The sequence below is a fragment of the Corynebacterium sp. HMSC074A01 genome, assembly GCF_001831515.1.
Classification (GTDB): domain Bacteria; phylum Actinomycetota; class Actinomycetes; order Mycobacteriales; family Mycobacteriaceae; genus Corynebacterium.
Genome location: NZ_KV825628.1, coordinates 77,549 through 90,228, shown reverse-complemented (window position 1 = coordinate 90,228; position 12,680 = coordinate 77,549). Strand labels below are relative to the sequence as shown.

The 12,680-nt window shown below is 66.7% G+C and carries 11 protein-coding genes; 10 read left to right on the top strand and 1 reads right to left on the bottom strand.

The annotated features are described in order from the left end of the window. The 9 genes from HMPREF2550_RS12490 (at position 1) to HMPREF2550_RS09095 (ending at position 11,038) form a co-directional block, all read left to right on the top strand. Positions 1-957 (top strand): cell division protein FtsQ/DivIB, encoded by a 957-nt coding sequence (locus tag HMPREF2550_RS12490; RefSeq protein WP_246819793.1) that lies wholly within the window; start codon positions 1-3, stop codon positions 955-957. A 142-nt stretch (positions 958-1,099) separates the two neighbouring features. Further along, positions 1,100-2,383, top strand: a complete 1,284-nt coding sequence (gene ftsZ, locus HMPREF2550_RS09130) for a cell division protein FtsZ (RefSeq protein ID WP_070790771.1) — start codon at positions 1,100-1,102, stop codon at positions 2,381-2,383. A gap of 23 nt (positions 2,384-2,406) precedes the next feature. Continuing rightward, positions 2,407-3,135 (top strand): peptidoglycan editing factor PgeF, encoded by a 729-nt coding sequence (gene pgeF, locus HMPREF2550_RS09125; protein ID WP_070790770.1) that lies wholly within the window; start codon positions 2,407-2,409, stop codon positions 3,133-3,135. Further along, the gene (locus HMPREF2550_RS09120) at positions 3,136-3,858 is read left to right on the top strand and encodes a YggS family pyridoxal phosphate-dependent enzyme (RefSeq protein WP_070790769.1); all 723 of its coding nucleotides are present in this window, start codon (positions 3,136-3,138) and stop codon (positions 3,856-3,858) included. Between the two features lie 144 nt (positions 3,859-4,002). Beyond that, positions 4,003-4,485 carry a cell division protein SepF gene (sepF, locus tag HMPREF2550_RS09115; protein WP_038591464.1) on the top strand — a complete coding sequence of 161 codons (483 nt, stop codon included), beginning with the start codon at positions 4,003-4,005 and terminating at the stop codon, positions 4,483-4,485. 21 nt (positions 4,486-4,506) lie between these two features. Continuing rightward, a complete protein-coding gene (locus tag HMPREF2550_RS09110) occupies positions 4,507-4,803 on the top strand; it encodes a YggT family protein (protein WP_070790768.1) in 297 nt (98 codons plus the stop codon). Between the two features lie 265 nt (positions 4,804-5,068). After that, positions 5,069-6,118: a DivIVA domain-containing protein gene (locus tag HMPREF2550_RS09105; protein WP_070790767.1), complete on the top strand. Its 1,050-nt coding sequence runs from the start codon at positions 5,069-5,071 to the stop codon at positions 6,116-6,118. Between the two features lie 315 nt (positions 6,119-6,433). After that, positions 6,434-9,619 carry an isoleucine--tRNA ligase gene (gene ileS / locus HMPREF2550_RS09100; protein WP_070790766.1) on the top strand — a complete coding sequence of 1,062 codons (3,186 nt, stop codon included), beginning with the start codon at positions 6,434-6,436 and terminating at the stop codon, positions 9,617-9,619. Positions 9,620-9,649: 30 nt separating this feature from the next. Continuing rightward, positions 9,650-11,038, top strand: coding sequence for a DNA polymerase IV (locus tag HMPREF2550_RS09095; RefSeq protein WP_070790765.1), 1,389 nt, complete (start codon positions 9,650-9,652; stop codon positions 11,036-11,038). Here HMPREF2550_RS09095 and HMPREF2550_RS09090 read toward each other — a convergent pair. Continuing rightward, the gene (locus HMPREF2550_RS09090) at positions 11,035-11,961 is read right to left on the bottom strand and encodes an asparaginase (RefSeq protein WP_070790764.1); all 927 of its coding nucleotides are present in this window, start codon (positions 11,959-11,961) and stop codon (positions 11,035-11,037) included. The two genes, HMPREF2550_RS09095 and HMPREF2550_RS09090, sit on opposite strands and share 4 nt — an antisense overlap. A 115-nt stretch (positions 11,962-12,076) precedes the next feature. Between HMPREF2550_RS09090 and HMPREF2550_RS09085 the strand changes: the two genes are divergently transcribed. Beyond that, positions 12,077-12,679: a WKL family lipoprotein gene (locus tag HMPREF2550_RS09085; RefSeq protein ID WP_141760580.1), complete on the top strand. Its 603-nt coding sequence runs from the start codon at positions 12,077-12,079 to the stop codon at positions 12,677-12,679. Position 12,680 lies beyond the last annotated feature (1 nt).

Below are 12,680 nucleotides of genomic sequence, written 5' to 3'. Positions count from 1 at the left end.
ATGTCCACGGTCATTGGCAACCCAGACGACGAGACCCCGAAGGATACGCCGGAGCAGGAGCCCGAACCGGACACTGATCCGGACACCGAACCGGAAACCGAAAAGGCAGAGCCGGAAACCGAGCCAGACATCGAGGAAGAGCCCGTCGAGCCAGAGCCGGAGCCGGAACCCGAAGTATCCGAAGAGCCAGAGGAGCCCGAAGAACCCGAGCCTGCACCGGAGCCGGCCCCCGAGCCTGAACCGGCGGCGGAGCGTCGAGAAGCACCCGAGCCCGAGCCCGACCCGGAGGAGCGCAAGCGCACGCGGCGGCGCACGATCGCCTCGGTCGGCGTGTCGCTGCTGGTGCTGGCGGGTATTGCCGCGGCGATGCCGTTTACGCCGATGATGCCTGTGCACGGCGTGAACGTGGACGGCAACGCGGCGCTCACGCCGGAGCAGGTCGAGGAGCTGACCGGGATTGTGCCGGAGACGCCGATGGGGCGCGTCGATGTGCGAGCCGCAGCCGAGGGCGTGGCGGCGAACCCGTGGGTGAAGTCGGCGACGGTCAAGCGCGATTGGCCGAGCTCCATCCAGGTGGACGTGGAGGAGTACACCGCGGTCGCGTTTGTGGCGCTTGAGGATGGCGCGCACCTGATCGATGCCGAGGGCAAGGACTTCCTGGTGGCGGACCCGCCGCCGGGCGCGATGGAGCTCGTCGGTCCTGGGATTGAGGATGAGGAGGGGAAGCGGGCTGCGGTGGAGATCGCGGCGTCGATAAGCGAAAAGGCGCGCGGTCAAGTCGAGGCGCTGGACGCGCGCGGCCCCTATGAGTACGTGCTGCGGCTGCGCGAGGGGCGCACTGTGGTCTGGGGCGCGGCGGAGGACAACGCGAACAAGGCGCTCGCGCTGGAGTCGGTGCTGCAGATGGAGGGCACCGAGTTCAATATTTCGAACCCGGAGCTGGTCACTACTCGCTAAAAGCCCAGGTCAAAAGTCTAAAGTAGAGGTTGAGGGTAGTGACACGCCGGGGGAGAACACAAAAATTTCGCGCGTGTCATTCATGATGGATGGCGTTACTGACTTAAACCACTTGACTCTCTGAAAGGCGAGACCTCACATCATGACCTCTCCCGCGAACTACCTCGCCATGATCCGCGTCGTCGGTGTCGGCGGCGGTGGCGTAAACGCCGTCAACCGCATGATTGAAGAAGGGTTGAAGGGCGTCGAATTCGTCGCCATCAACACCGATTCCCAGGCGCTGCTGTTTACTGATGCCGACACCAAGCTCGATATCGGCCGCGAGGCCACCCGCGGCCTCGGCGCGGGTGCGAACCCCGAGGTAGGCCGAACCTCTGCTGAGGATCACAAGCAGGAGATTGAGGAATCGCTCAAGGGCTCCGACATGGTCTTCGTCACCGCAGGCGAGGGCGGCGGCACCGGTACTGGTGCGGCCCCGGTCGTCGCGGGCATCGCGAAGAAGATGGGCGCGCTGACCATCGGCGTGGTCACCCGTCCGTTCACCTTCGAGGGCAAGCGCCGCACCCGGCAGGCGCTCGAGGGCATCGAGCAGCTCAAGCAGGTCTGCGACACCGTCATCGTCATCCCGAACGACCGCCTGCTGCAGCTGGGGGATGCGGAGCTGTCCATGATGGACGCCTTCCGCGCCGCCGACGAGGTGCTCTATAACGGTGTCCAGGGCATTACCAACCTGATCACCATCCCGGGCGTGATCAACGTCGACTTCGCCGACGTGCGCTCCGTCATGGCCGATGCCGGCTCCGCGCTGATGGGCGTGGGCTCCGCCAGCGGCGAAGGCCGCGTGATGTCGGCGACCGAGCAGGCCATAAATTCGCCGCTGCTCGAGGCCACCATGGAGGGCGCGAAGGGCGTGCTGCTCTCAGTCGCCGGTGGCTCCGACCTGGGCATTATGGAGGTCAACACCGCCGCCTCCATCGTGCAGGAGAAGGCCGACGAGGATGCCAACATCATCTTCGGCACGATCATCGACGACAACCTGGGCGACGAGGTCCGCGTCACCATCATCGCGACCGGTTTCGACGAGGCCGCCAACGTGCGCCCGGACGCCGCGCAGGCCACCGAGCAGGCGCAGGTTGAGCCCGCGCCGCGCGCCTCGCTTTTCGACGACCGCGCGTCCCAGCCGTCCGCGCCCGCCCCCGCCCCCGAGCGCGAGCCCGCGCCTGCGCCGCGCGAGGAGCGTGCGCCGCTTCAGGAGCGCGCCCCGCGCCACAGCTACGACTCGCAGCGCGGCGGCCTGTTCACCAGCGCTGCCAGCACGGAGCGATCGAACTTCGGGCGCCAGGAGGAGCGCCGCGACGACCGCCGCGACGAGCGTGATGGCGGCGACGACGACTTCGATATCGACGTGCCTGACTTCCTCCGCTAGGCAGACGCGCTAGCCTGAGGGGCATGGAAAATCTTGCTTTGCGCCCCGTCCGCATGGTGTTTACCTCCCGTGCGGGCGGGGCTTCGGCGTCCCCGTACGACTCTTTCAACCTGGCCGAGCACGTCGGCGACGACCCTGCGGCGGTACGCGCTAACCGCGAGCGCCTCGCCGAGATCCTGGGGCTCCCCGCAGACAGCTTCGTGTGGATGGAGCAGCTGCATACCAACACCGTGACCGTCGTCGACGGGCCACAGGTGGAACCGGTGCCCGCCACCGACGCGCTGGTGACCACCCAGGTGGGCCTCGCCTTGTGCGTACTGGTGGCCGACTGCACGCCGGTGCTGCTGTCTGACCACGCCGCGGGCGTGATCGGCGCGGTCCATGCCGGCCGGATGGGCGCGCGCAACGGGATCGTCAAGCGCGCGGTGGAGAAGATGGTGGAACTCGGCGCGAGCCCGGCGAACATCCAGGCGCTGCTTGGTCCCGCCGCGGCAGGCGAGTCTTACGAGGTGCCCGCCGAAATGGCCGCGGACGTCGAAGCGCACCTGCCCGGCTCGGCCACCACCACCGCGAAGGGCACCCCGGGCCTGGATATCCGGGCCGGTATCGTGCGCCAGCTCATGTCGGTCGGCGTGACCCACATTGACGCGGATCCACGCGACACCATTACTGACGACACGTTCTTCTCGCACCGCCGCGAGGGCACCACTGGCCGCCAGGCGGGCGTGATCTGGTTGACGGGAGCAAAATAAATGACGGAACTGACCACCGCCCAGCTGCGGGAGAACCTCGCGGCCGTGAACGCGCGCATCGAGGCCGCGTTAGCCGCGGCCGGGCGCGAGCCGGGCAGCGCGCAGCTGCTACCGGTGACGAAGTTCCACGACGTCGCCGTCATCCGCGCGCTCGCCGAGAACGGGGTGCGCCTGGTGGGGGAGAACCGCGAGCAGGAGGCCCGCGCAAAGGCCGAGACGCTCACCGCTGACGGCGTCGATTGCGGCATCGCCATGATCGGCCAGATCCAGTCGAAGAAGGCCAACGCCGTGGCCCGCTGGGCTGCCGAGGTGCACTCGCTCGACTCGGTGAAGCTCGCGAACGGCCTCGACCGCGGGATGGCGCTCGCGCTCGAGCGCGGGGACCGGGTCAGCGACCGCCTGCCGTGTCTCATCCAGGTCTCGGCCGATGGCGATACCAGCCGCGGCGGGGTTTCGCTCGATGAGCTTAATGCGCTTGTCGACGCCACCGAGCAGGCCACCCACCTCGTGCTCGACGGCCTCATGGTGGTCCCGCCACTCGACGCCGACCCGGCTGCCGTATTCGCCGAGGTTCGCGAGCACACCGACCGCCTTGCCGCGCAGCTGGGCCGACCTCTGCGTTTTTCGGCTGGCATGTCCGGCGATTTTGAGCTGGCGATTGCACACGGCTCCGATGTGGTGCGTGTCGGAACCGCGGTGTGCGGACCGCGCCCCGTAGGCTAGGCGCGAACCCGTAAATTACATGCTCTGTATTCTCTTGTTCCAGGTATTCATGCACCGGGAGCAGGGGAAATGGCAGTACTTGCGGTTGACCTCTACGGCAGCATAACCAGCACTTGTACACCCCTGTTTAAAGGAGCACGACTCATGTCCATCTTTGAAAGCGCGCGCGAGTTCCTCGGCTTCGGCCCCTACGAGAACGACGCGTACTACGACGACGAGTACGACAACGACGTGGACGAGCGTGCCACCCGCGGCGAGCACAATCGCGCCCGCCACGACGCCCGCGGCGAGCGTTACTCCTCTGCGCGCGCCGCCGACTACGCACAGGCACCGGCAGCCCGCCCGAACCCGAGCGTGGTCGTGCCCCTTTTGCACTCCTACCGGGACGCGAAGCAGGTCGGCGAGCCCTTCCGCAACGGCGACATCGTCATCATGGACCTGACCAACATGAAGAAGCTGGACGCGAAGGCCTACATCGACTTCGCCTCCGGTATGTGCATGGCGCTGTTCGGCCAGATGCACAACCTCTCTCGCGGTCTGGACGTTGACCGCCGCGTGTTCGCCATCGTGCCGCAGGGCGCGGACGTGACGGTGCGCGAGCTGCAGCGCGAAGCGCACCTGATCTAACAGGTAGGTTAAGGTAGCTGCGTGGCACTTTTAGGAGCAATACTCTACGCACTCGTGGGACTCTATTCCCTCGTTCTGATCATTCGCCTGATCATCGAGATGATCGAGTCTTTCTCCCGGCGATTCACCCCGCCGCACTGGTTTATGGTGGCGGGCGAATTCTGCTTCCGGCTCACGGACCCGCCGGTCAAGGCAGTGCGCCGTCTGATCCCGCCGCTGCGCGCGGGCAACGGCATTGGCATTGACGTCAGTGTGATCGTGCTCTTTATTGCGCTGATGATTATTCAGATGATTATCGCGCGAACGATGTTGTCGTAGGCGTCGAAAAGCGAAATTGAGCCCCTCAAATGGCGAGGGGCTTTTTTCATATCTTTTTGGGGGTTTTGGTGGTGCGTTCGCCCCTGTGAAGTGCCTAGGTGTGTATAAATAGATTTGGCCGGACATGGCGAGCTTCGCTGTATCGGCTAGAATCGTCCAGTAAAAGCGTTACAAATTATTAGAAACACGGATTACTTTCCCGTAACGTGGGGAGCAATCTTGTGCCCGAGGTTCGGGTACGTCACTGACTTCGAAGGGAACGCCCATGCCGCTGACTCCAGCAGACGTGCACAATGTCGCATTCAGTAAGCCGCCGATTGGCAAGCGTGGCTACAACGAGGATGAGGTTGACCAGTTCCTGGACCTCGTCGAGGATACGCTGGCGCAACTGCAGGACGAGAACGATGATCTCCGCGCCCGCGTAGACGAGCTCTCTTCCGGCTCCGCCGCTCCGGCAGCAGCGGCACCGGTTGCTTCCTCCGGCGCTGATGAGGCGGCCGTGCGCAAGCAGGTCGAGCAGGAGCTGCGCGCTGAGTACGAGCAGAGGCTGCGCGAGGCGAAGCAGTCCGTGGACAAGGCTGAGGCCGAGGCACGCACCGCCAAGAGCGAGGCAGAGAAGGCCCGCAAGCAGGCAGAGGCCGCTTCCCAGGACGCAGACAAGCGCGTCGCTGAGGCGCAGAAGGCTGCGGAGCAGTCGCAGGGCTCCACTGTTGCGGCAAGCGCTGCCGCAGCCCCGGCCGCAGAGGCCGCATCCGCTGACACCCACGTGCAGGCAGCCAAGGTGCTTGGCCTGGCACAGGAGATGGCGGATCGCCTGACCAACGACGCACAGGCTGAGGCCCGCTCCATGCTGGACGAGGCGCGTGGTGCTGCGGAGCGCCAGCTGTCTGACGCGGACAGCAAGGCGAAGAAGCAGCTGGCAGACGCCGAGACCCGTTCCCGCACCCAGCTGGAAGAGGCGAAGAAGAAGGCGACGGAGACCACGAGCTCCGCGGAAGCCCGCGCCCAGCAGCTGGTGTCCGAGGCGCAGCGCAAGGCCGAGGAGACCACCAACGAGGCCAACTCCCGCGCCGAGGCGCAGATCCGCCAGGCCGAGGAGCAGGCGCAGAAGCTGCAGTCCGACGCGGAGCGCAAACACACCGAGATCATGAACACGGTGAAGCAGCAGCAGACCGCGCTGGAGAACCGTATTGCCGAGCTGCGTACCTTCGAGCGCGAGTACCGCACTCGCCTGAAGACGCTGCTGCAGTCCCAGCTGGAGGAGCTGGAGACCCGCGGCACCTCCGCCCCGAGCGGCGACGCTGGCAACAAGTAACACCTCACAGGTTTCACGCCCCGCCACCACCTGCGTTTTGCGCGCAGGAGGTGGCGGGGCGTTGTTGTGTTGCGGCTGTGGGTTATACTGGCGGGGCACTTTGAATAGCGCACGCGTTGATCCGGCCATCACCGGGGAGCGTTTCCGGAAGAACCCCGCATGCGGCAAGTAGAACCGGACGTTTCAGCCTAAAGGGGAAGACGTTACTTCCTTCACCACAAATGAAGCGGGAGCGGGCAGAAGGCCAGCTCCAAGCAGGGTGGTACCGCGCAGGTGAGCCTGCGTCCCTGCACGAGCAGTGTGTGGAGGATGCATATGACCGAGGTTGGCGGCGTCTACCCCAAGGTAGACATGACTGGTGGCAGCAGCCGTTTCCCGGATATGGAACGCGTCGTGCTGGACTATTGGAACGAGGATGACACGTTCCAGGCGTCGCTGGACAACCGCAAGGACGCGGAAGAGTACGTGTTCAATGACGGCCCGCCGTTCGCCAACGGCCTGCCGCACTACGGGCACCTGCTGACCGGCTACGTCAAGGACATTGTGCCGCGCTACCGCACGCAGGCCGGCTACTACGTGCCGCGCGTGTTCGGCTGGGACTGCCACGGCCTGCCCGCCGAGCTGGAGGCGGAGAAGCAGCTGGGCATCAAAGACAAGGCGGAGATCGAGGACATGGGCCTCGAGCGCTTCAACGAGTACTGCGCCAAGTCCGTCATGCACTACGCCGACGAGTGGGAGGCCTACGTCACCCGCCAGGCCCGCTGGGTGGATTTTGAAAACGGCTACAAGACGATGGACCCGGAGTACATGGAGTCCGTCATGTGGGCGTTCAAGGAGCTCTACGACAAGGGCCTGATCTACCAGGGCTTCCGCGTGTTGCCGTACTCGTGGGCGGAGCACACCCCGCTGTCGAACCAGGAGACCCGCCTGGACGATTCCTACCGCGAGCGCCAGGACCCCACCGTGACGGTGACCCTTCCGTTTACCGGTGGGCGCGAGGGATTCGCCGCTGCGAAGACGTGGGAGGAGCACCCAGAGCTTCACGACGCCGCCGCGATCGCCTGGACCACCACCCCCTGGACCCTGCCGTCGAACCTTGCGCTGGCGGTGCACCCGGAGGTGGAGTACTCGCTGGTCCGCGTTGCGGAGGACGGCGTCGAGGGCTTCGTCGGCAAGAAGCTCCTGCTGGCCACTGACCTGATGGGCGCCTACGCCAAGGAGCTGGGCACGGACCCGGAGGTCGTTGCCACCTTCGCAGGCGCGCAGCTGGAGGGCCTGGAGTACCAGCCGGTCTTCGAGCACTTCCAGGACACGAAGAACGCGTTTATGATCCTGCTGGCGGACTACGTCACCACCGAGGACGGCACCGGTGTGGTCCACCAGGCACCCGCCTTTGGTGAGGACGATATGCTCACCACCGAAAAGTACGACATCGACCTGGTCATCCCGGTCGATGCGGATGGCAAGTTCACCAGCCAGGTGCCCGAGTACGCCGGCAAGCTGGTTTTCGACGCCAACCGCGACATCATCCGCGACCTCAAGGCCGCTGGCCGCGTGGTGCGCGACCAGACGATCGTGCACTCCTACCCGCACTCCTGGCGCTCCGGCGAGCCGCTGATCTACATGGCGCTGCCGGCCTGGTTTGTCAAGGTCACCGACTTCCGCGACCGCATGGTGGAGCTGAACCAGCAGATCGACTGGATCCCCTCGCACATCCGCGACGGCCAGTTTGGCAAGTGGCTCGAGGGTGCCCGCGACTGGAACATCTCGCGTACCCGCTACTGGGGCTCCCCGGTACCCGCCTGGGTCTCCGATAACCCGGAGTACCCGCGCGTTGACGTCTACGGCTCGCTGGACGAGCTGGAGCGCGACTTCGGTCGCCGCCCGGAATCGCTGCACCGCCCGCACATCGACGAGCTAGTGCGCCCCAACCCGGACGACCCGACGGGTAAGTCCATGATGCGCCGCGTGCCGGACGTGTTGGACTGCTGGTTCGAGTCCGGCTCGATGCCGTTCGCGCAGTACCACTACCCGTTTGAGAACGTCGAAGAGCACGACGCCCGTCAGCCCGCGGACTTCATCGTGGAGTACTCCGGGCAGTCCCGCGGCTGGTTCTACGTGCAGCACGTGCTGGCCACCGCGCTGTTTGACCGCCCGGCGTTTAAGAAGGTCGTCGCCCACGGCATCGTGTTGGGCAATGACGGTCTGAAGATGTCCAAGTCCAAGGGCAACTACCCGGACGTCAACGAGGTCTTCGACCGCGACGGCTCGGACGCGATGCGCTGGTTCCTCATGTCTAGCCCGATCCTGCGTGGCGGCAACCTGATCGTCACCGAGCAAGGCATCCGCGATGGCGTGCGCCAGGCGCTGCTGCCGATCTGGAACGCGTACACCTTCCTGCAGCTCTACAGCTCGCACGAGGCCACCTGGTCGGTGGATTCCACCGACGTGCTGGACCGCTACATCCTGGCGAAGACGCACGATCTGGTCGCGGCTGTCGACGCCGCGCTGGCCGATACTCGCATCGCGGATGTCTGCGACGAGGTCCGCCGCTTCGCCGACACCCTGACCAACTGGTACGTGCGCCGTTCCCGCGACCGCTTCTGGGAGGGCCAGGAGGCGCACCCGGAGGCCTTCAACACCCTGTACACGGTGCTGGAGATTCTCACCCGCGTCACAGCGCCGCTTTTGCCGTACATCTCCGAGGTGATCTGGCGCGGCCTGACCGGCAAGCGCTCCGTCCACCTGACGGACTACCCGAAGGCGGAGGAGATCCCGGCGGACGCACAGCTGGTCGCCACCATGGACGCCACCCGTGAGGTCTGCTCGGCAGCCTCCTCGGTGCGCAAGGCTCGCAAGCTGCGCAACCGCCTGCCGCTGCCGAAGCTGACTGTCGCACTGCCGAACGCGGGCGACCTGTCGGACTTCGCAGCCGTGATCCGCGACGAGGTCAACGTCAAGGACATCGAGTTGACCGACGACGTCGACTCGGCCGGTTCCTTCGAGGTCGTCGTCAACGCGAAGGTCGCAGGTCCGAAGCTGGGCCGCGACGTGCAGCGCGCGATCAAGAACGTCAAGGCAGGCAATTACGAGCGCCGCGGCGATGACGTGGTGGTTGACGGCGACATCGTGCTCACCCCGGAGCTCTACACTGAGCGCCTGGTTGCAGAAGACCCGGACAGCACCGCGCGCGTCGACGCCGACGGCGGCATCGTCGGCCTGGTTGTGCTGGACACCGAGGTCACCGAGGAGCTCGAAGCAGAGGGCTGGGCTGCCGACGTGATCCGCGGCCTGCAGGACGCCCGTAAGCGCGAGGGCTTCGAGGTCTCCGACCGGATCTCGGTCACCCTCGCGGTCCCGTCCGAGAAGGAGGAGTGGGCAACGCGCCACGCCGAGCACATCGCGGCCGAGACCCTGGCGACCTCCTTCGACGTGGTCACCGAGCCGGTCGAAGGCCACGATGTCATCGACGGCGTGACCGCGAAGGTGCACAAGAACTAGCCAGCTATAGCGGGTTGGTACCTTGAGCACATGACACGCTGGGTGCTGCACATCGACATGGACGCCTTCTACGCGTCCTGCGAGCAGCTCACCCGGCCCACGCTCAAGGGCCGCCCGGTGCTGGTTGCCGGCGTCAGCGGGCGCGGTGTCGTCGCCGGCGCGAGCTACGAGGCCCGCAAATTCGGGGCGCGCTCCGCCATGCCCACCCACCGCGCCGCGCGCCTGGTGGGGCCGCAGGCGGTGCTCGTCGCCCCGCGCCGCGCCGTGTACAAGGCGGCCTCGCACCGCGTCTTCGAGGTCATCGCCCGCCACGTGGATGTGGTGGAGCAGCTCTCCATCGACGAGGCGTTCATGGAGCCCGTCGACCTCGTCGGCGCGAGCCCGGAAAAGGTCCGCGAGTGGGCCAACGAGCTGCGCGCGGCGATCAAGGAAGAGACCGGACTGCCCAGCTCAATTGGCGCGGGTAGCGGCAAGCAGTACGCCAAGATCGGCTCCGGCCTGGCGAAACCCGACGGTGTGTTTGTCATCCCGCACGCGGAGCAGCTCGACATTTTGCACCCGCTGCCCGTCAACGAGCTGTGGGGTGTGGGCCCGGTGACCGAGGCGAAGCTCGCCGCAGCCGGGATCACCACGATCGGGGACTTCGCCGCGCTCAGCGAGAAGGAAGTTGACATCTCGCTTGGGGGAGTCGTGGGCAGGCAGCTGTGGGAACTGGCCCGCGGGATCGACGAGCGGCCTGTTGCCCCGCGCGCGGAGGCCAAGCAGATCTCCTCCGAGCACACGTATCCGCAAGACCTCACCACCGAGCCGGAGGTAGACGCCGCGTTGAAACGGGCGGCCGCCGACTCGCACCGGCGGCTGACCCGTGCCGGGCGCGGCTCGCGCACGGTGACGGTGAAGCTCCGCATGGCGGATTTTCGCATTGAGTCGCGCTCGGCGACCTTGCCTTACGCCACCGACGACGCCGACACGCTACTCGCCACCGCCTTCAAGCTGGTGCGCTACCCGGACGAGGTCGGCCCCGTCCGGCTCGTGGGCGTGTCTTACTCCGGGCTGGAAGACAGCCTGCAGGATGTGCTGTTCCCGGAGCTCGACCAGGCGATTGTGAAGCCGGCGCCTGCGAACACGGACTACGAGACAGGCGTGAGCGACCACGACGCAGACACCGAGATCGAGGTCGCGACCGAGCAGGGGCCGGTAAAAGGCAAGTGGCAGGCCACCCAGGACGTCTACCACCCGGAGTTCGGCCACGGCTGGGTCCAGGGCGCGGGCAAGGGCTGGGTGACGGTGCGTTTTGAAACGCGCGCGACCGGGCCCGGCCGGATCAAGAGCCTGCGCGAGGATGACCCGGACCTCGTACCCGCGGATCCGCTCGACTCGCTGGATTGGGGCGACTGGCTCGACGGGCGCGGAGACTAGGAACCCAAAAGTCGCGCCGGGGCCGCACCAGAGGCGAGCGCAGTAGCCAGCGCCATGCGTGCCTGCCCCGGGCGTAGGAAACCTGCGGAGCGCGCGCCGAGGTCTGCCAGCGTGGCCCCGCCTCCGGCGCCGCCGTAGGCCAGCGAGACCGGGCCGTGCGCGACAGCAGTCGACATAACCACCTCGATGCCGAGCTCGAGCGCGCGGGCGAGCGCCTGTCCCATCGCTGTGGAAACGTTGCCGGAGCCAAGGCCCGCCACCACGATGCCGTCGGGGTGCTGCGCAACCAGCGCGTCGGCAACTTCCGCGTCCGCGCCGGGCCAGGCGGCAAGGACGGGGATGCGCAAACCCGCCAATGGCGCGCCGTCGACAGCAGCGGGGCGGGGCAGCGGGTGCGGGGCGGTCGAGGCGAAGGCGCGCAGTTCCTCTGTGTCGGCCTTGTACAGGCCGCGGGCAGGCAGGGTGTCGCCGCCGAAGTGTACAAGTACGCCGCGGTCGCGCTGCTGCGGGGACGCGGCTGCGGCGATCGCGCCGCGCAGGTTGGCTGGCCCGTCGGAGGCGGCGGCGTCGGCGGGGCGCTGTGCGCCGGTAAGCACGACGGGGCGGGAGTCGTCGTGGACGAGGTCTAGGGCGAGCGCGGTATCGGCCATGGAGTCGGTGCCGTGGGTGATCACGATGCCGGTGACGGAGGCGTCTGCAAGCGAGGCGCGCACGAGCTCGCGCAGCATATCGACGTCGGCGAGCGTCATGGCGGAGGAGTCGAGGCTGACCGCATCGTGCGTGCGCACGGGCGCGCTCACGTCGGCGCGGGCGACAAGTGCAGCACAGTCGAGCGTGGGCACGCGGGCACCGCTGGCGTCGGTAGTGGAGGCGATCGTGCCGCCGGTGGCGATCACGAGGACACAAGGTTCTTTGGGATCCATAGCTATTAGCGTGCCAGATGGTGTAGTTGGTGTGGGGCTACGCGGGCGGTACGCTTGGGTGCAAGAAGAGCCCATACCAGAAGGTATGGCGCATGAGCTGCTGCAAGGAGAACCAGTGAACGCACACAAACTCGTCGCCGCCGTTGCCGCCGTAGGCCTGAGCCTGGGGTTGGCCGCCTGCTCCAACGATGATGCCGCCAACAACGATCCTGCCAGCTCGAGCGAGCAGACTTCGGCGCAGCAGGCCGCACCGGTCGCGGAGCTGCCCACCGCAGACGAGCTCAACGCGGTGCTCGCGCGCGCCACCGATTCCAACCTGCCGATCGGGGAGCGCACTAACACGGTGCAGGGCGGGGAGACAGTGCCCGAGCTTTTCGACGTCATGGCGCAGTCCCAGCAGGAGTCCGGCGCGAACTTCCAGGTCGTGGACCCGATTCTGCCCGGCTATGGGCCGAACACCGTGCTGGCTACGGTGAACTTCACCCAGCCGGAGCAGCAGTCCTCCCAGCAGGCGGAGGACGTGGAGTTCGTCTTCGAGGACGGCCAGTGGAAGCTGTCTCAGGAGTGGGCTTGCACCCTGGTCAGCAACACTCTGCCGCCGGAGCAGCTGCCGCAGATGTGTAAGGCACCGGCCCCGGCAGGCGAAGAAGCGCCGGCGGAAGCGCCTGCGGAGGCGCCGGCCCCGGAGGGCGAGTACCAGGAGGCTCCGGCGCTGTAAA

Bases quoted from the DNA above. Each gene is read 5' to 3' on its own strand.
- HMPREF2550_RS09120 (WP_070790769.1), top strand. From the start codon at position 3,136: ATGACGGAACTGACCACCGCCCAGCTGCGGGAGAACCTCGCGGCCGTG.
- HMPREF2550_RS09090 (WP_070790764.1), bottom strand. From the start codon at position 11,961: ATGGATCCCAAAGAACCTTGTGTCCTCGTGATCGCCACCGGCGGCACG.
- ileS (WP_070790766.1), top strand. From the start codon at position 6,434: ATGACCGAGGTTGGCGGCGTCTACCCCAAGGTAGACATGACTGGTGGC.
- HMPREF2550_RS09105 (WP_070790767.1), top strand. From the start codon at position 5,069: ATGCCGCTGACTCCAGCAGACGTGCACAATGTCGCATTCAGTAAGCCG.
- HMPREF2550_RS09095 (WP_070790765.1), top strand. From the start codon at position 9,650: ATGACACGCTGGGTGCTGCACATCGACATGGACGCCTTCTACGCGTCC.
- sepF (WP_038591464.1), top strand. From the start codon at position 4,003: ATGTCCATCTTTGAAAGCGCGCGCGAGTTCCTCGGCTTCGGCCCCTAC.
- pgeF (WP_070790770.1), top strand. From the start codon at position 2,407: ATGGAAAATCTTGCTTTGCGCCCCGTCCGCATGGTGTTTACCTCCCGT.
- ftsZ (WP_070790771.1), top strand. From the start codon at position 1,100: ATGACCTCTCCCGCGAACTACCTCGCCATGATCCGCGTCGTCGGTGTC.
- HMPREF2550_RS12490 (WP_246819793.1), top strand. From the start codon at position 1: ATGTCCACGGTCATTGGCAACCCAGACGACGAGACCCCGAAGGATACG.